This is a genomic window from Kribbella steppae (assembly GCF_004342025.1).
GTDB classification, from domain to species: Bacteria; Actinomycetota; Actinomycetes; order Propionibacteriales; family Kribbellaceae; genus Kribbella; species Kribbella steppae.
In genome coordinates, this window is record NZ_SLWN01000011.1 from 254,171 (window position 1) to 272,063 (window position 17,893).

The 17,893-nt window shown below is 67.9% G+C and carries 16 protein-coding genes; 9 read left to right on the top strand and 7 right to left on the bottom strand.

The features are described from left to right. Window positions 1-35 precede the first annotated feature (35 nt). Complete coding sequence (locus tag EV652_RS30435) at window positions 36-764, top strand: class I SAM-dependent methyltransferase (RefSeq protein ID WP_132212701.1); 729 nt, start codon at window positions 36-38, stop codon at window positions 762-764. Here the strand turns inward: EV652_RS30435 and EV652_RS30440 are convergent. The 6 genes from EV652_RS30440 to EV652_RS30465 form a co-directional block, all read right to left on the bottom strand. Further along, the gene (locus EV652_RS30440) at window positions 761-1,795 is read right to left on the bottom strand and encodes a hypothetical protein (RefSeq protein ID WP_132212702.1); all 1,035 of its coding nucleotides are present in this window, start codon (window positions 1,793-1,795) and stop codon (window positions 761-763) included. The two genes, EV652_RS30435 and EV652_RS30440, sit on opposite strands and share 4 nt — an antisense overlap. Continuing rightward, window positions 1,788-2,663 (bottom strand): acyltransferase, encoded by an 876-nt coding sequence (locus EV652_RS30445; RefSeq protein ID WP_132212703.1) that lies wholly within the window; start codon window positions 2,661-2,663, stop codon window positions 1,788-1,790. The genes EV652_RS30440 and EV652_RS30445 overlap by 8 nt, the downstream gene beginning before the upstream one ends. A 9-nt stretch (window positions 2,664-2,672) precedes the next feature. Next, window positions 2,673-3,632 (bottom strand): class I SAM-dependent methyltransferase, encoded by a 960-nt coding sequence (locus EV652_RS30450; RefSeq protein WP_132212704.1) that lies wholly within the window; start codon window positions 3,630-3,632, stop codon window positions 2,673-2,675. Next, entirely contained in the window at window positions 3,633-4,412 is a 780-nt protein-coding gene (locus EV652_RS30455; RefSeq protein WP_132212705.1) for an enoyl-CoA hydratase/isomerase family protein, read from the bottom strand. A gap of 89 nt (window positions 4,413-4,501) precedes the next feature. Continuing rightward, complete coding sequence (locus EV652_RS30460) at window positions 4,502-5,548, bottom strand: Gfo/Idh/MocA family protein (protein ID WP_132212706.1); 1,047 nt, start codon at window positions 5,546-5,548, stop codon at window positions 4,502-4,504. After that, on the bottom strand, window positions 5,545-6,567 hold the full coding sequence (locus tag EV652_RS30465; protein ID WP_132212707.1) for a Gfo/Idh/MocA family protein: 1,023 nt from the start codon (window positions 6,565-6,567) through the stop codon (window positions 5,545-5,547). The genes EV652_RS30460 and EV652_RS30465 overlap by 4 nt, the downstream gene beginning before the upstream one ends. A gap of 167 nt (window positions 6,568-6,734) precedes the next feature. Between EV652_RS30465 and glgX the strand changes: the two genes are divergently transcribed. Then, window positions 6,735-8,819: a glycogen debranching protein GlgX gene (gene glgX / locus EV652_RS30470; RefSeq protein WP_242002103.1), complete on the top strand. Its 2,085-nt coding sequence runs from the start codon at window positions 6,735-6,737 to the stop codon at window positions 8,817-8,819. Window positions 8,820-8,883: 64 nt separating this feature from the next. Then, window positions 8,884-9,654 (top strand): SGNH/GDSL hydrolase family protein, encoded by a 771-nt coding sequence (locus EV652_RS30475; RefSeq protein WP_132212709.1) that lies wholly within the window; start codon window positions 8,884-8,886, stop codon window positions 9,652-9,654. Between the two features lie 6 nt (window positions 9,655-9,660). Here the strand turns inward: EV652_RS30475 and EV652_RS30480 are convergent, their stop codons facing one another. After that, complete coding sequence (locus EV652_RS30480) at window positions 9,661-14,070, bottom strand: nSTAND1 domain-containing NTPase (protein WP_132212710.1); 4,410 nt, start codon at window positions 14,068-14,070, stop codon at window positions 9,661-9,663. Window positions 14,071-14,181: 111 nt separating this feature from the next. Here EV652_RS30480 and EV652_RS30485 point away from each other — a divergent pair, with 111 nt between their 5' ends. From EV652_RS30485 to EV652_RS30510, 6 genes are all read left to right on the top strand, one after another. Next, the gene (locus tag EV652_RS30485) at window positions 14,182-14,487 is read left to right on the top strand and encodes a hypothetical protein (RefSeq protein WP_132212711.1); all 306 of its coding nucleotides are present in this window, start codon (window positions 14,182-14,184) and stop codon (window positions 14,485-14,487) included. A 96-nt stretch (window positions 14,488-14,583) separates the two neighbouring features. Further along, window positions 14,584-14,994, top strand: a complete 411-nt coding sequence (locus tag EV652_RS30490; RefSeq protein ID WP_199238474.1) for a MarR family winged helix-turn-helix transcriptional regulator — start codon at window positions 14,584-14,586, stop codon at window positions 14,992-14,994. After that, window positions 14,991-15,377 (top strand): hypothetical protein, encoded by a 387-nt coding sequence (locus EV652_RS30495; RefSeq protein WP_199238475.1) that lies wholly within the window; start codon window positions 14,991-14,993, stop codon window positions 15,375-15,377. The genes EV652_RS30490 and EV652_RS30495 overlap by 4 nt, the downstream gene beginning before the upstream one ends. Before the next feature lie 40 nt (window positions 15,378-15,417). Beyond that, window positions 15,418-16,242, top strand: coding sequence for a MerR family transcriptional regulator (locus tag EV652_RS30500; RefSeq protein ID WP_132212712.1), 825 nt, complete (start codon window positions 15,418-15,420; stop codon window positions 16,240-16,242). After that, window positions 16,242-17,111, top strand: coding sequence for a transglutaminase-like domain-containing protein (locus EV652_RS30505; protein ID WP_132212713.1), 870 nt, complete (start codon window positions 16,242-16,244; stop codon window positions 17,109-17,111). The genes EV652_RS30500 and EV652_RS30505 overlap by 1 nt, the downstream gene beginning before the upstream one ends. Before the next feature lie 218 nt (window positions 17,112-17,329). After that, on the top strand, window positions 17,330-17,857 hold the full coding sequence (locus EV652_RS30510) for a hypothetical protein (RefSeq protein WP_132212714.1): 528 nt from the start codon (window positions 17,330-17,332) through the stop codon (window positions 17,855-17,857). The last annotated feature ends 36 nt before the right edge of the window (window positions 17,858-17,893 follow it).

The window sequence follows — 17,893 nt, forward strand, 5'->3', positions numbered from 1 at the left end:
CGTGAGAAGGGCAACTGACAACTAGGCTGACCCGGGTGACCGAGACGTTACCCCTCACCGGCGAGCGAACAGCGCCCGGGATCTGGCACGAGAACTACTGGTTCGCGCGCCACGACGCTGCCTACCGCTGGATCACGGCGAATCTGGCACCGACCGGTCGCATCCTCGACGCCGGCTGCGGCGAGGGCTACGGCGCGGAGCAGCTCCGCCTGGCCGGGGCGGACTCCGTGACCGGTCTCGACTATGAACATACGACTCTTCGGCACGTCCGCCGCGTTTATCCACAGGTCAATGTCGTCCGCGGCAATCTCGTCCAGGCCGGGTTCGCCGACGCGACCTTCGACCTGATCACCTCACTGCAGACGATCGAGCATCTCTGGGAGCAGCCGCGATTCGTCTCCGAGTGCGCGCGGATCCTGGCACCGGACGGCACCCTCGTCCTCAGCACCCCGAACCGGCTCACCTTCCCGAGCGGCAACTGGTACCACACCCGCGAACTGACCGCCGCCGAGTTCGTCGAGCTCACCGAGCCGGCCTTCGAGATCACGCACGCACTCGGCCTCCACCACGGCAACCGCCTGCGCACGTGGGAATCGCAGTACGGCGACTGCGTGGACGCGCAGCTCGCAACCGAGTACGACGCCTGGGACGACAACCTGACCGCGCTGGTGACGAGCACCCGCCACGAGGACTTCGAGATCCGCCCGGACACCCTGGACGAATCCCTGGACCTACTCCTCGTAGCGCGCCCGCGGCGGAACTAGGGCCGTACGAAGCGTTCGAGGATCTTGCCCGCGATCAGGTAGACCAGCGCGGCGATACCCCAGTTCACCAGCAGGGTGTTCTTGGCGGTCTCGAGCCGGAACAGGTCCTTGAACGGCCCGACCAGGTCGTGCCCGCGCTCCAGCACCCAGCGCACGATCTCGTTGCTCTGGTTGGTCTGGTCGAGCGCGGTGAACAGCGCGCCGAGCGCCAGCACCGCGGCCGCGATCACCGCGACCAGCCAGATCAGCGAGGCGATCAGATTCCGCAGCCTCCGCACTCCGGAGCCCACCGAACTCAGCGCCTGCTTGCCCTTACCGGTCGACGCGGCGGCAGCCTTGGCCGGCGCCGCTTTGTTGCCGGCGGCACTGGTCTTCGAGGCGACCGGCACGACCGGCTTGGTCACCGTGGTCTCCGCAGGATCCTTATCACCCGCAGCGCCGGCAGTGCCGGCGGCCGGCGCCGAGGACTCGGCCGCGGCCTTCTCCCGGGCCCGCTGCTCGGCGACGATCTCCGCCGCGGTCTTCGGCCGGGCCGGCTTGGTCGCCGTGGCCGTCGTCCCGCGACCGCTCGCTGCACCCTTGTCCGCTGCTTCCTCCGGCGGGGTCACCGCCTTCGAGGTGTCAGCCGCCTTCTCGTCCTGCGTACCCACGTCGTCCATCTCCTCAGCCGGGGTCGGTTCCTCGTCCGTCGCCGTCGCGGTCTCCTGTGCCGGCGGTCTCCTGCGCCGGCTGACCGGGACAGGGCGCGGCGACAGCCTGCGCCGGGCACCCGCGAGCGGGGCCGGTGCCGCTGTCCTGCCGTCCACTGCCTGCACTTCTGGGTCCAGCCTTCGGTTCACACCCACTTCACGAACCGCCACCGGCGGTTCAGCACTCGTTTCAAGCGCTGGTTCCAACGTAGCGCCGCCGGGTTCCGTCACGACCGGAACCGAGTCGACCGCGCGGATGCGCGCCTGGGTGATCGAGTCGTCGGCCGCCGCCTGATCGAGCAGGGACCGTCCGGACTGATCGGTCCCGGTCTGCTCAGCCACGCTGCGTCTCCTCTCCGACGGTCAATCGGTCGGCATCCTGTCGAACGTGTGGGACATAGTGCCCGACCGGTGAGTAACTTGAGAACCCCTCGTCGTCCCGTCCTTCACCAGCACAGTGTTCACCAGCCGCGTCGTCGCCGTCACCCTCAGCTTCCCCCGGTACGGCGCTCCTACTCGGCACCTCGAGTGGAACACCGGCCCGGAGGCGGGCCGCGGTGCGCTCGTTCGCCTCGGCCAGCCCGGCCAGGTAGGCCCGGCGGGTGACGTCGGCGGCGTACCGGGCGGTGCGGTCGGCAACGACCACGGCCGGCACACCCGCCGCGACGGCGTACGAAGGAATGTTGCCACGGGCAACACTGTTCGCGCCGATCACCACGCCGCGACCGATCTCGGTTCCGCGGGTGACGGTGACCTTGGTGGCCAGCCAGCAGTCCGGGCCGATCCGGACCGGCGACTTCACCAGACCCTGGTCCTTGATCGGCAGGCCGAGGTCCTCGGTCTTGTGGTCGAAGTCGCAGATATACGTCCAGTCCGCGATCAGCGTGGAGGCGCCGATCTCGATGTCCAGATAGCAGTTCACCGTGACGTCGCGGGCGAACACCACCTTGTCGCCGATCCGCAGCGTGCCCTCGTGCGCGCGCAGCCGGGTCTCGTCACCCAGGTGCACCCATTTGCCGAGGATGATCCGGCCGTGGCCGGGTCGCGCCACGATCTCCAGCTTCTTGCCCAGGAAGACGAAACCCTCGGTGATCACACCGGGGTGACGCAGCTTGAACCAGGCGAATCGCCAGTAGCGCTTCAGGTAGTACGGCGTCCATGCCCGATGGCGCACCACCCAGCTCAGATTCGCCGCGGTCAACAACCGCATTCAGTCACCCTACTGCGCGACACCCGTGATGGAGACGTTGTAGTAGAGCTCGTCGGGTACGACGGCCGATAGCACCTTGTCCACCTTCGACAGTTGCAGCCACGACTTGTACGCGAACATCCGCCACCCGAACCCGAGCTTCTGCTCCGGTACGGCGGCCTCGAACGTCCGGATCGGCCAGCCAACCCAAGCAGCCAACAACTCTTCCGTGACTGTCCGTACGTCGACTGCCCCAGCGCGAGCCGCCATCCGGGCCAGCGTGTCGGGGTCGAACGTGTGCAGGTCGACCACAGCCTCCAGAGCGGCGGCCCGCGAGGACTCGTCCAGCTCCGCCTGCGGCCGGCGCCACTCGGTCAACGCCGGCAGCTTGGTCACGTTCGTCGTGGCCCACCAGGTGAAGCGTGACAACCGCCGCGCCACGAAGTCGCCGTACCGGGTCGGTTCGCCGCAGATGACGAAACGGCCGCCCGGCTTGAGTACGCGCAGCATCTCGCGGAAGGCGAGTTCGACATCCGGGATGTGGTGGATGACGGCGTGCCCGATGACCAGGTCGAAGGTGTTGTCGTCGTACGGCAGCTTCTCCGCGTCGGCGACCTGGCCCTCGATCGCGAACCCGAGGGTCTTCGCGTTCTTCTTGGCCGCCTCGACCATACCCGGCGAGAGGTCAGTGACATGGGCCTCGGCCAGTACGCCGGCCAGCTTGAGGTTCAGGGTGAAGAAGCCGGTGCCCGCACCGATCTCCAACGACTTGCCGTACGGCCAACCCGACGAGCCGGCGATCGCGGTGAACCGGTCCCGCGCGTAGGTGACGCAGCGTTCGTCGTACGAGATCGACCACTTCTCGTCGTACGTCGCCGCCTCCCAGTCGTGGTAGAGCACCTGGGCCAGCTTGTTGTCGTTCCAGGCCGCCTCGACCTCTTCGGCAGTGGCGGCGGGCTTCGCAGCGGACCCGTGAGATGTCGTGGTCATTCAGATTCCCTTGAACTCGGCCTTGCCCGGGCCGTTCTCGACGAAGGACTTCATCCCGATCGCACGGTCCTCGGTGGCGAACAGCGCCGCGAACTGCTGCCGCTCGATCTCCAAACCGGTCTGCAGGTCCACGCCGAGCCCGGAGTCGATCGCCTCCTTGGCGGCCCGCAGCGCGAGCGCGGCGCCACCGGAGAACTGCGACGCCCAGGCAACGGCGGCGTCGTACACCTCGGCGGCGGGCACGACCTTGTCGACCAGCCCCAGTGACAGCGACTCGGCGGCGTCCACGAACCGCCCGGTGTAGATCAGGTCCTTGGCCTTGGACGCACCGATCAGCCGGGACAACCGCTGCGTCCCGCCGGCGCCCGGGATGATGCCGAGCAGGATCTCCGGCTGGCCGAGCTTGGCGTCCTCGGCGGCGATCCGGTAGTCGGCGCACAGAGCCAGTTCGCAGCCACCACCGAGGGCGTACCCGGTGATGGCCGCGACCGTCGGCTTCGGGATCGCGGCGACCGCGGACAGCGAGGACTGCAGCGGACCGGAGCGCTTGACCATGTCGGCGTACGACATGTCGGCCATCTCCTTGATGTCCGCGCCGGCCGCGAACACCTTCTCGCCGCCGTAGATCACCACCGCGCGGACCTCGTCGTTCGCGGTCGCCTCCACAGCGGCGGCCCGGATCTCCTCCTGGACCTGGACGTTCAGCGCGTTCATCTTCGGCCGGTCCAGCCGGATCGTGCCCACACCGTCACTCACGGTGAGGTTGACGAACTCGCCCATCGTCTCGCTCCTTACAGTCCAGGTCCTACCCGCCGGTCACATCCCCGGAACCGTACCGGACCACTCCACGCACTTGTACTGCGGGGAGGCTACAGATCGACCGGTTGACCCGACACCGCCGACCGGCGTGCGGCGTCGACGATCTGGAGTGTGCGCACACCCACGGCACCATCCGGCTGCGGTACGACGGCAGGCGCAGTACCGGCCTCCGCCGGACCCGATGCCCGCACCGCACGCAGGAACTCGGAGAGCATGGAGGCGTCGAAGTTGCTTCCGAGCGGCAGATAGACCTCACCGGACGCGTCCGTGCCGCCGACGTGCGGCAGGAACGGCTCGATCTCCACCGACCCGTTCGTACCGGTCACCTGCAGCGAGACACCGCCCCACGTCGGTCCGTTGTCCGGCACGCTCCACGAGCAGTCGATCGTTGCCAGCAGCCCATTGTCGTAGTTGATGGTGACCAATCCACCGGTCTCCACGGAAACACCCTTGTCCTGATGCAGGACGTGGTTCGCCGCCGCGTAGACCCGCACGGCCGAGGCGCCGCCGGTCAGTCCGTCGATCAGATCGGCACAGTGCACAGTGTGGTCGACCAGCGCTCCCCCGCCGGCCAGCTTGGCGTCGGTGAACCACTGCCGCGCGTCGTAGGGGATCTTGCCGTTGTTCGTCCCCAGTACGGCGAACAGGTCGCCGAGCATCCCCGCCTCGACCGACGCCCGCAGCCGCAGGTACGACGGGCTGAAGCGGACCGGGTACGCGACCATCAGGATGGAGCCGGCTGCCTCGCAGGCCGCCAGCATCGCCTCGCCGTCCGCGACCTCCGTGGCCAGCGGCTTCTCGCACAGCACGTGTGCCCCGGCCGCCGCGGCCCGCTCGACCAGCTCACGGTGCAACGCGTTCTCACTCGTCACCACGACGGCGTCCGGTCCCCAGTCGAACAGTTCGTCGTACGAGTCCACGTACGCAAGGCCGACCTTCGCAGCGAACTCGGCGCCGCGCGGACCGGCGTCCGGCGCGTCAGCGCCGGACGGATCGGCGGACAGCACCTCGATGTCCGGCATGTCGCCGAGCAGCGAGGCGTAGGACATCGCGTGCGTGTGCGCGAACGACGCGATCGCGACCTTCAGCCGGCTCATGCGTGCTCTCCCGTCGGGTCGAAGGTGGTCATGTCGATCGCGCGTCCGGTGGCCATCGACTCCCGGGCGGCCTCGGCCAGGTAGACCGCGGACGCTCCGTCGGCCGCGAGGACCCGCGGCTCCGGTCCACCGCGCAACGCCACGGCGAGCTCACGGAGCTGGGTCAGGTAGGGGCTCTCGCCCAGCGTCGAGGCGGGGATCAGGAGGTCACCAACGGCGGCGCCGGCCTGCAGTTCCTCGGTGTACCCGAGGTCGGCGTCGGAGGCGTACTTCAGGACGCCCGTCGATCCCGCGACGGTGAACCCGGACTGGAACGTGGTCCCGGTCGCACCCCAGGTCGCACGGCAATGGCTGATCGCGCCGGTGGCGTGGGTGAGGGTGACATGCGCCGCCACGTTGACCGGGCTGATCCCGTCCACGGTCGGCGGATTCTGGACGGCGTACACGCTGGTCACGTCGCCACACAGCCACCGCGCCTGGTCGAGGTCGTGCACCATCAGGTCCATGATCACGCCGCCGGACCGGGCCACGTCCTGGTACCAGCCCTTGCCTGCCGGTGATGAGGCCTGGCGGTAGAACCGGGCCACCGCGACGTCGCCGATCCGCCCCGCGTGGACGGCGTCGTACGCCGCGCTGTAGGCCGGGAAGAACCGGACCACGTGAGCCGGGTAGACCTTCACCCCGGCGGACGCCGCGGCCGCGATCACCTCGTGCGAGTCGGCTGCGGTCAGCGTCAGCGGCTTCTCGCAGATCACGTTCCGGCCGGCCTTGATCGCGGCCAGCGCGATCTCCTTGTGCGTCGGCGACGGCGTGACAATGTCGACGAACTCCGCCTCGGCCAGGCAGGCGTGCAGCGAGGCCGCGACCTCCAGCCCGTACTGCCCGGCGAGCTCGTCGGCCCCTTCCTCGGAGTACACCAGGACGCGAGCGCCCAGGGCCTTCCAGGCGGAGACGTGCAGGTGCGAGATGTTGCCCGCGCCGATCAGACCGACGGTCAGATCGGCCAACTGTTGCGACATGTGATCCCCTACTCGGCGCTGGTGGCGTCCGGAAACTTAGTAACGGTTCCTGCGTATCATTGCGCACAGGCGTTCGCAACTACCGTCTCATGAGCACAACCAACTTTATTATCGATAACTCACCCTGCGGCCGCGACGGTTTGAGAGGTCTTGTGCAGAATGTGCCGGTGACTGAAGCGACCGCCGCCCCGAGTGCTCTCGACACCGGGCTCCAACTGGGGGCAGTGGTCCAGACCGATGGCACGACCTTCACGTTGTGGGCCCCAGCCGCCGAACGCGTCGAGCTCGCGCTGATCGCGGACGACGGCAGTCAGCGGAATCTGGATCTGGCCCATACCGGTGAGTGCTGGACCGGGTTCGTCCCCGGAGTGGGCCATGGGCAACGGTACGGGTACCGCGTGCACGGGCCCTTCGATCCCTCGCACGGACTGCGGTTCAACCCGTCCAAACTCCTGCTCGACCCGTACACGCGGGCAGTCGACGGCTCACTGGACTACTCCAGTCCACTGATCTACGACTCGTCCGACGGCGACTCGGCCGGTCATGTCCCGGTCAGCGTGGTCGTGGCCGCGTCGGAGCCGCCTCCCCCGATCAGTCGTCCGGTGCACTGGGGCGAGACGGTCATCTACGAGCTGCACACCAAGGGTTTCACCAAGCTGCATCCCGACGTACCGGAGCATCAGCGCGGCACGTACGCCGGTCTGGCTCATCCCTCGGTGATCAACTATCTGGTCGAGCTCGGCGTCACCTCGGTCGAGTTGCTGCCGATCCACCATTTCCTCACCGAGCCCGCGATCGCGGCCCGTGGACTGCCGAACTACTGGGGCTACAACAGCCTCAGCTACTTCGCGCCGCATGCGCCGTACTCGTCGTCGGGCTCGCGCGGTGAGCAGGTCGCGGAGTTCAAGGCGATGGTGGCCGCGTTCCATGCCGCCGGCATCGAAGTGATCCTCGACGTGGTCTACAACCACACCGCCGAGGGCGGCTTCGACGGCCCGACCCTGAGCTTCCGCGGTATCGACAACCGGGCGTACTACCGGCTCGGCCACGGCGGGACGATGTACGACGTCACCGGCACCGGCAACTCGGTCGACACCTCACATCCGCAGGTCCGGCGGCTGATGATGGACTCGCTGCGGTACTGGGTCGAGGAGATGGGCGTCGACGGGTTCCGGTTCGACCTGGCCGTCACGCTGATCCGCAACGAGCGGCACGAGGTGGACACGGTCGACCATCCGTTCCTGGCCGAGGTGGCGGCGGATCCGGTGCTCGGCCGGGTCAAGCTGATCTCCGAGCCGTGGGACATCGGCCCGTTCGGCTACCAGGTCGGCAACTTCGGCACCCCGTGGTCGGAGTGGAACGGCAAGTTCCGCGACAGCGTGCGCGACGTCTGGCGCAACACCTCCGACGGCGTCAAGGACCTCGCCTACCGGCTGTCCGGTTCGAGCGACCTGTACGGCGACGACGGGCGGTACCCGTACGCGTCGATCAACTTCATCACCGCGCACGACGGGTTCACCCTGCGCGACCTGGTCAGCTACAACCACAAGCACAACGAGGCCAACCACGAGGACAACCGGGACGGCACCGACGACAACCGGTCCTGGAACTGCGGCGTCGAGGGCGAGACCGACGACCCGGCCGTGATCGCGTTGCGCAAACGGCAGCTGGCGAACCTGATGTCCACGCTGATCCTGTCGACCGGCGTACCGATGATCACCGCCGGGGACGAGTGCGGGCGGACGCAGCACGGCAACAACAACGCCTACTGCCAGGACAACTCGTTGTCCTGGTTCGACTGGACCTTGCCCAGCGAATGGTCGGATCACCTCGCGCTGACGAAGAAGCTGCTCGCCCTGCGCGCAGCGCACCCGGTCCTGCGCCAATGGCACTACTTCTCCGGCGAGCCCGTCGTCGACGGCGGCCGGAAGGACCTGTCCTGGATCGCGCCGCACGGCGGCGAGATGACCGAGGCCGACTGGTACGACGGCAACCTGAGGACGATCGGGATGTTCCTGGCCGGTGACGCGCTGCGGGTGACCGATGCCGAGGGCAACGCTCTGAAGGACAGTTCGTTCCTGATGGCGCTGAACGCGACGCCGGAGGTGCGGCAGGTCGTCGTACCGGATGCTTCCTGGGCGCCGGCGTACGAGGTGGTGCTCGACACCAGCAACAGCATGGTGACCGAAGTCGAAGCCGGTGCGACGGTCCCGCTGGCCCCTCGCTGTCTGGTGCTGCTTCGCGCTTTGTGAGGCGGTTGTTTGCTTTCCGGAAGTACAGTGACTGGTCACCGTCTGTTCACTTCCGGGGGGACCAATGTTCTTGCTGCGCCGAGAGGGCCGAGAACGTACGACGCCGATCGGCGCGCTGCACCAAGCCGTGACCCGGTGGGGCGAGGCTGAGCGGTCGTCGTCCGGGAATGCCGTGCGGCGATGGCTCGACGGGGTCGCTTATCTGGACGTCCAGGCCCGGACGTACGCGGACTTCTGGACCCGGCACAACGAGAAGGCACTCGCCGCCGACGGGCCGTTGTGGGTCGTGCTCGGCGACTCGACGGCGCAAGGGCTCGGCGCGTCGTCACCGCTGCACGGATACGTCGGCCAGGTGCTGAACGCACTACGCCGAACGGGTCGGCCGTGGCGCGTGGTCAACCTGTCCCGCTCCGGTGCTCAGACGCTACACGTGCTGGACGACCAGCTTCCGTTGATCGAAGGACTCGGCGCCGATCTGGTCACGTGTGGGATCGGCAGCAACGACATCCTCGCCACACCACCGAAGCGGTTCCGCACTCACCTGCGCCAGGTGATCGAGCGGCTGCCGTCCTCCTCGGTCATGATGGACCTCACCGTGCCGGACCGCTTCTGGACCATCGGCGGCGTCTGCAGTCCGTACGTCGCCAACATCAACGACCTCATCAACACCACCGCGACCGACCGCGGTCTCCCCGTGGCCCAGGTCTCCCGCCACGCCCGCCCACCCTGGCGCGGCCTGCTCGCCCCCGACAGCTTCCACCCCAACAACCTCGGCTACCGCCACCACGCCGACGCCCTCCTCGCCGCGTTGCCGGCGACGATCGCACAGCACTGACGTCACTCAGCCGAAGTCAGGGCAGGTCTTCTGGTACAGACGCTCGCCGAAGGCCTGTCTCCACTCTTCGTCGGTGAGGTTGCGGCCGGCCATCGTGCAGGCGAAGTCGAGCGTCGACCCGATGCGCGTGTCCCAGCGGTAGGTGCGTCCGTCGAACGCGGCGACCGTCACCACATCGCGTCCCTCGCTGAAGCTCGGGGAGATAGCCGCCTTCTTGGTGCCGGCCGAGGTGGCGACGGTGCCGAGCAGTTCGAGGTTGCGCGCGTCCCAGAGACTCAACGTCCCATCCTCAGCGCCCGACACCAGCCGAGACCCGTCTTCCGAGAATCGGACGAACCTGCCCGCGCCACTGTGCCCGGTTGCCGGAGCACTGTGGAGGTCACCCGAGGGCACATCGATGATGACTACCTCGCCTTTGCTCCCAATGGCCGCGAAGCGCCGGCTGTCGGGCGAGTACGCCGCATGGTTGATCCGGAGATTCAGGTCGCCCTCCGAGAGCACGTCGCCGGTCGCCGTACGGATGACCCGCCAGTGCTCTTCCGCGCCGTCGGGCGAGTCATCGAAGACGACTGCTGTCTCCTTGTCGGGGGATGCCGCCGTACAACAGTTATTGGTCAGATTGAGGGGTACGCCGCTGGGCTGCAGTGTGCGCGCGTCGAAGAACGTGGTCTGGTTCCGGGAGTCACTGACCAGGATGCGGTCCCCGCCGTCGACGTACGCAATGGACCAGATGCCCGGCTCGACGACTTTGCGCCGCACGACGACCTTGCCGGTCTGGGCGTCGAGAACCGTGACGGTACCCCCGGTATCGAACACGGCGAGGCGCCGGCCGTCCGGATGCCATGAGGCGGGTGTCCGGGACGACTGCTCGACTTCGCCGTGCACTCGCACGGGTGCGGTGGTGGCCCCGGTCGCCGCGTCGGCGAAACTCAGCCAGGAATCTGTTGTGTCCCGCCATACATAGGCTGTTCTGTTGCCGTCGGCAGAGGCGAGCGCGTGGAGGTAGTCGCGCGCGGGCATGGGTTGTCTCCGGCTGAGATACAGCTGTTGCCCAGAGCGGTCGTACGCCCGCAGCATGCCCTCGTCGCCGCCCGTGTACAGCGTGCGGTTGTCGGGGCTGAAGCCAACTGCCCACGAGATCTCGAAAGTCCTGATCCGTTCGCGAGGGGTGCCGGTGGCAACGTCCCAGACGATGACCTCCCCGTCCTGCGAAGCGGAGCCGAGCAGCGTGCCGTCCCGGGAGAATGCGACGTCCCGCAGGACGCCGGTATGACCGCGCAGCATCCTCACTGTCTTGCCCGTGTGGGCGTCGACCAGTGCGATCCCCTGATCGGTCGCCCCGATGGGTTGGAGCGCCAACAGGTTGCCGTCCCGCGTGAGGTCGATGGCAATCTGGGCCCTGCTTCCGACCAGACTGGGTCCGTCACGCCGCCAGTGCACTTTCCCAGTGGCGACGTCGTACGCCGCGAGCGGCTGCTGGGTGTAGATGGTGTCGCCATCGGGACTGAGAGCCAGTCCGTGAGGGCCGGGCGGGAGGGTGACCTTGTGCGGCCTGCGTCCGCGGGCGCGGAGGTCCCAGACGAGCGCGAAGCCGGGGGCATCGATCGACATCTCCTCCAGTTGGGGGATCACCCGAACGCTCGCAGCCAGGTGTTGAGCGTCGGCACTGGAGACGAGGTTGCGGTAGAGGAGATTCTGTTGGGTCGGGAAGGCGAGAGGAACCACCTCAAGCGCGTTGGGGGTCAACAACCGAACGCCCATGGCGCGCTGTCCCTCAGGGTATTCCCTGGTGTAGTTGGTCATCGCCGCCACATACCGACCATCCGGCGTGAAGAGGGGGGAGCAGAACACCCGACTCCCCACCACCCCGACGCCTCCGACATTCCCGCTCAGCTGGGTCTCGGGATCCGGCACGAACGAGTAGGTGGCGACCGGTCGCCCCGATTCCGTCTCGTACAGATTGCACGCCGCGTTCTTGCCGCCCGCGACGACACGAGTTCCGTCTGGGGAGAACGAGAAGGCGCCGAGATCACCGTCTACTGCCGGGAGTGACCGGACCAGAAGTGGGCGCTTGTTCAGCGCAGCCAGCAGGTTGGTTCGTGTCTCCGGGGAGTCCTCCAGGCGCACCCCCTGCGCTGCAAGCAGCAGAGAGTGGCTGATGCCTTCGGTCAGCAGAGCTCGTGCACCAACGCGGCGCGCGAGCTCGCGGACGGCCGCCTGCTCCGCGGCGGCTGCCTGCTGGTCGGCCTGTTCTGCCTGCCGAACGGCTACGACGCCGGCTATCAGTGCCCCGGCCAGCAACAGGGCAGCGGCGGCGAGGGCTCCTCGGAGACGTCGGTTGACGCGAACCTGGTACCGAGCCTGGTTCTCGACCGCACGAAGTTCAGCCTCTGACAGGTGTTGGCCGGCAGCGAGGAAATCGCTCTCGATCTCCGTCAGCGCCACCGTCGCGCCCTCCCGCCAGTCCAGGGCTTTGGCCAGGCGCACTCCACGGTAGAGCTCACTGTGAGGTCGACCGAGTGAGTTCCACGAGTCGGCGGCGATCGTCAGGTGATGCAGGATCTGCTGGCCCTCGAGGTCGTCGTCCAGCCAACGCCGCAGCCTGGGCCAGGCCCGGGCGACCGCCTCGTGCGCCAGCTCGACCACACCATCGTCGCTGGTGACGAGGCGCGACCCGACCAGCAGATCGATCAACGCGTCGGACTCCGGCCCGGTGACCACGAGCCGTCGCGGCAGCCGACCGCGGATCGGCTGCCCATCCGGCCCCGGGGTCACCAGGCGTAGGAGCAGCTCGCGCAGCCTGGCCTGTTGCTCAGGGCGAAGCCGGGTATAGATCTCCTCGGCTGACTGGGCCACTGCGCCCTCGATCCCACCGGATGCGCGGTAGCCGTCGACAGTCAACGTCCGGCCTTCGCGGCGCTGCCAGGTCTCGGCGAGCGCGTGCGACATCAGCGGAAGCGCACCAGGTTGCCCATCCACCTCTCGGACCAGCAGGTCGACAAGTCCCGGCTCCACCACCAACGAGGCCAGCCTGGCCGGCTCTGTGATCGCTGTGCGTAGGTCAGTCTCGGACATGCCGGTGAGCAGCTGGAGCCCTTGTTCAACAAGGTGAGCAAAGCCCGGATAGGCCGCGATCTCTGCAAGCCGATCAGCTCGGTAGGACAGGATCAGCGGGGCCTCGGCGCGATGAGCGGTCAGTCTGTCGAGGAACGCTTCGCGCTCTGCGGCGTCCGCGCACAGCGAGAAGACCTCCTCACACTGATCGACAACCAGCGCAGCCGGCACGACGTCGCCGGGCAGCGCATCGGCCAGGGCCGCAAGCGGGTGTACGCCGGGAGTCATCACCACGACCCGCCGGCCGCCGCTGCGCAAGCGCGCCGCGATGCCTGCACGCACCAGCGATGACTTCCCGCACCCGGACGGGCCGACGACAGCCAGCACCGAGTTGTCGGCCAGCTTTCGCAGTCCCGCAGCCACCTCGGCATCACGGCCGAAGAACACCTCTGCATCGTCCAGGTCGTAGGGCTTGAGACCGAGGTACGGGCACTCCGTGCTCGGCTCTGGCAGCGTGCTCGCCACCACCAGGGACGGATCCTGGCGCAGAATCGCCTGTTCCAGCAGACCGATCTCCTGGCCGGGGTCCAGGCCGAGTTCGCGATTCAGCACGACGCGGAGTTCGCGAAGGGTCTTCAAGGCGTCGGCCTGACGGCCGCACTGGTACTGCGCGGTGGCCAGCAGCGCCCACCTTCGCTCGCGCAGCGGTGCCTCCGATGTCAGGGCCCGAGCCTTGGCAAGGACGCTCTCGTGCCGGCCCGATCGCAGCGACGCTTCGACGTACAACTCCTCGGCACGCTGGCGTAGCTCCTCCAACCGCGCGCTTTCTATCCGCGCGCTCTCCCAGCCCTCTACGTCGGTCAGCGGCTTGCCCCGCCAGAGCGTCAGCGCATCGGCCAGCAGCAGCGCGGACCGCTCGGCATCGCCGGCCGCCAGCAGGTTCGTCGCCCTGACGACGGTGCGCTCGAAGCGTTGGGTGTCGATCTCGTCGCGGGGAACCGTCAACTTGTACCCCAGCGACGACGTCTCGATCGAGTTGCTGCCGAGGGCCTTGCGGAGCCGGACCACGCATCCCTGCACGACCTTGGACCAGGAAGCGGGCAACTGCTCGCCCCACAAGACGTCAGCCAGTACTTCGGCACTGACAACGTCCCCCGGGTGCACTACAAGCGCAGCCAACACAACGCGATCACGCCGCCCGAGATGCTCCCGCTCCCCCTCGATCGTGAGCGGGCCGAGCACGGCGATACCCACCCCTCGACTGTCGACCGCGCAGTACCGGACGTCAAGGTCGGTGATACCGCGTTGATACCGGGCGAGGCCGGCTGGATACCGCTCCGCGGCACAACTGGACCAAGACATCGCGGCGATCGGAAGGCCGACAGCGGCAGTCCCGCCGGATGAGGACAGGAAGTAGCGGACATGTTCACCAACGCAGTGCCAACCTCAGCAGCACCAATCAAGCGATCGACGATGACCAGGCTGACCACGCTGGCATCCGCCGCGGCGGTCAGCGTCGCACTCATGACTGCGGCGTCCCCCGCCATGGCCCAGGAGTATCCGAACCCGGAGGGCGGCTCGTCCGGCGACAGAACACCAGCAGCGATCGTCCAGGACGAGGGCCTGGACGCGACCTCGGTCGCACTCGGCGCACTGGCCGGAATCGCACTGGGCGGCACAGGGCTCGCCATCACCCTGGGAGTACAACGGCGCCGGTACCAGGCTGCCCTGCCGATCGCCTGGACAGCCCACCGACCGACCAAGGAGACCGTCGGTTAACCGGCGGCCTCCCCGGCGCGCAGGCCGCCGGATCATCGGCGCTACTGGTGGCAGAAGTCGGTGGCTGGATAGTACGGATCTGGATAGTCTGGATTCGTGGGAGATGAGTTGTTGCTGGTGGTGTTGCAGCGGGCTACGCATGTGACGTTGCAGGTGTTGGGGACGGAGCTGGCCGAGCTGGGGCTGACGGCTTCTGAGGTGAACGTGCTGGCGAATCTGGCCGACGGGCGTGGGCGGACGGTGTCGGAGCTCGGGGCCGCGGCCGGGGTTCGGCCGACGACGCTGACCGGCGTACTGGATCGGCTGGAGCAGAAGGGGCACATCCTGCGGGCGCCGCGGCCGGGTGATCGGCGGGCGGTGCAGATCTCGCTGACGTCGGTTGGTGTCAAGAGCGCCGAGCGGGTGCAGCGGGCCTTCGCGGAGTTGGAGGAGCGGGCGCTGGCTGGAATCGCGCCAGGCTCGGTCAAGCAGGCGCGGCGGGTGCTCATGGCGTTGGGGGCAGTGTGAGTGCGTTTGATGAGTTGATGGGTGAGGTGATGTCGAGCGCTGAGCGGTTCGGGCACCGGGAGCATGTGAAGCTGACGTGGCTCGCCGTACGGCGGTGTGGGACGGATGCGGCGGTCGAGTTGATCAGCGACGGGATCCAGCGAACGGCGCGGTATGCCGGGGTGCCACAGAAGTACAACGCGACGGTGAGCCGGGCGTGGGTGGAGCTGACGGCATATCACATGGCCGAGGCGCCGGGTGAAGGGTTCGACGAGTTGCTCGAGCGCAACCCCGGGCTGATGGACAAGCGCCTGCTGACGCGGTTCTACCACTCGCGCACCCTCGCAAGTCCGGCCGCCCGGCAAGGCTGGGTGGAGCCGGATCTCCACGCATCCCCGGCGTGAGTCTTTACCTTGCCCCAAGGGCAGGGGGTTTGATGGTCGGGTGTTGACGATCAGCGAGTTCGGGCGTCGTACCGGGCTCTCGCACAAGGCGTTGCGGCTGTACGACGTCTCCGGGCTGCTGCCGCCCGCGCAGGTCGACCCGTCGAACGGGTACCGCCTGTACGACGAGGAGCAGCTCGAGCGGGCCCGGCGGATCAGTGTGCTGCGGCAGTTGGACATGCCCTTGACCACGATCGCCGAAGTACTGGCGAAATCCGACGAGGAGGCACTGATCCGGCTGGACCGGTGGTGGGCGGCCGAGGAGGCGACCACCGCAGCCCGGCGGGCGACGTTGGAGTACCTGCGGGACCGGCTCTCGCGGTCGGGATCTCCTGGGTTGTCACCGCGGCCGGTGCTGATCCGCGACGTACCGGAGACGAAGATCGCGTCGATCCGCTCGGACACCGACCAGCAGTCGCTGATCGGGGTGATCGTGACCTCGACCGACGACATCCGCAGGTACCTCGAGTCCGCCGGGGCAACGCTGCCCGGTGGGTCGTGGGTGATCTACCACGGTGCGGTGACGCCGGAGGCCGAGGCGACCGTCGAGGTGTGCGTGCCGTTCGACGGGCTGGTGGATCCGTCCGGGTCGATCGCGATCCGGGTCGAGCCGGCCCACCGGGAGGCGTACTGCACGATCACGATGGACGAGTGCGTGTACCCGCGGATCATGCTCGCGTACGACCTCGTCGGTGACTGGGTCCGCTCGACCGGGGAGGCGACCGCCGGTCCGCCGCGTGAGGTCTACCTGCCCGACTGTCACCTGCTCCCCCGCGACCAGCCGGCCGTCGACATCGCTCAGCCCATACTTGAAAGGAAGCCCTGATGGACTACGCGATTCAGACCGAGTACAGCGACCCCGGCGTACACGCCCAGCTCTTCGACGCGCTGCCGGACGACGTCGCCGGAATCGCGGCCGTCGTTCGCAACCTGGTGATCCACTACCGCGGCGGCGGGATCGAGTTCACCGGCGACCGGCTGGCCGAGATCGACCACCGGTGGGTCGAGGCGATGCTGACCACGGACCAGAAGCGCAACGGTACGGCGCTCGCCGTACCGCGTGAGCCGGTCGACCGGATCGTGGGCTGCTGCCGGGACTACACGCTGCTGACCGTGTCGGCCCTTCGGCACAAGGGGATCCCGGCCCGCAGCCGGATCGGGTTCGCGGACTACTTCCGCGGCGGCTACAACCACGACCACGTCGTCGTCGAGTACTGGAACGGCGACCGCTGGGTGATGACCGACGCCCAGCTCGACCCGTCCGGTGACCACCCGTTCGACACCCAGGACATGCCGCGTGGTCCGTTCCTGTCGGCGGCGGAGGTCTGGCTCGGCGTACGATCCGGCGACCTCAACGCGGACCTGTTCGGCATCGACCCTGGTTCGCCCATCAGCGGTGGCTGGTTCATCCGCAACTACGTCCACTTCCAACTCGCCCACCTGCAAGGTGACGAGCTCCTCCTCTGGGACAACTGGGGCACCATGACAGACACCCTGGACGGCGCCGACGTAGAGCTCACAGACGAGATCGCCGCCCTCTTGGTTGCCTCCGACAACGGAGACGAAACCGCCACCAAGGAGCTGACCGACCGCTACCAGACCAGCCCGGACCTGAGGCCCACCGGCCGCTCCTACATCACCTCCCCCACCGGCGCCCCACACACCTGGATCGAGCTCATACGCCCAGCGGTGTAGGCGCCGGACACCTTCTAGGGGGCTTGAACAGGAAATAGCCTGTCAAAGCCCGCGGTTTCCTGTCTGATGTTCCGGACGATGCCTGGCTTCACCCGTCCTCCTCCCCTGCTGTAGTACGCCGAGTGCGGTACGCCGGAAGCCTCCAGTCGGCCGACGCGCGCGGTACCTCTTGTCGCTCAGGATCGTGGGTAGTGGATTCGAGCTGACGGGAGAGGGAGATGAGTAGCGCGACGCTGGAGGCGACGACGGCAGCGGCTAAGCCGTGGCGGTTGGGTGCCAGGACGCGGAAGGCCGTGCTGGTGCTGCACATCGCGTCCGTCGGGTCGTGGCTCGGCATCGACGTGGTGATGGCGGTGCTGACGTTCACCGCGATGGGGACCGACAGCGCGAGCACCAAGGCGTTGTGCTTCCGAGTGCTCGAGCTGGTGACGGTGTGGCCGATGACGGTGTCCGGGCTGACCTGTCTGGTGACCGGCGTACTGCTGGCGATGGGCAGCAAGTACGGCCTGACGAAGTACTGGTGGGTTGTCCTGAAGCTCTGCATCAACCTGCTGCTGAGCGCGCTGGTGCTGGTCGCGCTGCGACCGGGCGTGGCGGAGCTGGCCGACCGCGGTGAGGCGAACGATCTCGCCGTACCGCTCGGCGACATGATCTACCCGCCGATCGTCTCGCCGACGCTGTTGATGGTCGCGGTGGTCCTGTCGGTCTTCAAGCCGTGGGGACTACTGCGCAAGAAGAAGAAGTAATGCGAAGGGCCCCGCCTGGTGAGGCAGGCGGGGCCA

Coding starts and splice junctions, on each gene's coding strand:
- EV652_RS30445 (WP_132212703.1), bottom strand. CDS start 2,663: ATGCGGTTGTTGACCGCGGCGAATCTGAGCTGGGTGGTGCGCCATCGG.
- EV652_RS30450 (WP_132212704.1), bottom strand. CDS start 3,632: ATGACCACGACATCTCACGGGTCCGCTGCGAAGCCCGCCGCCACTGCC.
- EV652_RS30455 (WP_132212705.1), bottom strand. CDS start 4,412: ATGGGCGAGTTCGTCAACCTCACCGTGAGTGACGGTGTGGGCACGATC.
- EV652_RS30460 (WP_132212706.1), bottom strand. CDS start 5,548: ATGAGCCGGCTGAAGGTCGCGATCGCGTCGTTCGCGCACACGCACGCG.
- EV652_RS30465 (WP_132212707.1), bottom strand. CDS start 6,567: ATGTCGCAACAGTTGGCCGATCTGACCGTCGGTCTGATCGGCGCGGGC.
- EV652_RS30475 (WP_132212709.1), top strand. CDS start 8,884: ATGTTCTTGCTGCGCCGAGAGGGCCGAGAACGTACGACGCCGATCGGC.
- EV652_RS30480 (WP_132212710.1), bottom strand. CDS start 14,070: ATGTCTTGGTCCAGTTGTGCCGCGGAGCGGTATCCAGCCGGCCTCGCC.
- EV652_RS30485 (WP_132212711.1), top strand. CDS start 14,182: ATGACCAGGCTGACCACGCTGGCATCCGCCGCGGCGGTCAGCGTCGCA.
- EV652_RS30505 (WP_132212713.1), top strand. CDS start 16,242: ATGGACTACGCGATTCAGACCGAGTACAGCGACCCCGGCGTACACGCC.
- EV652_RS30510 (WP_132212714.1), top strand. CDS start 17,330: ATGAGTAGCGCGACGCTGGAGGCGACGACGGCAGCGGCTAAGCCGTGG.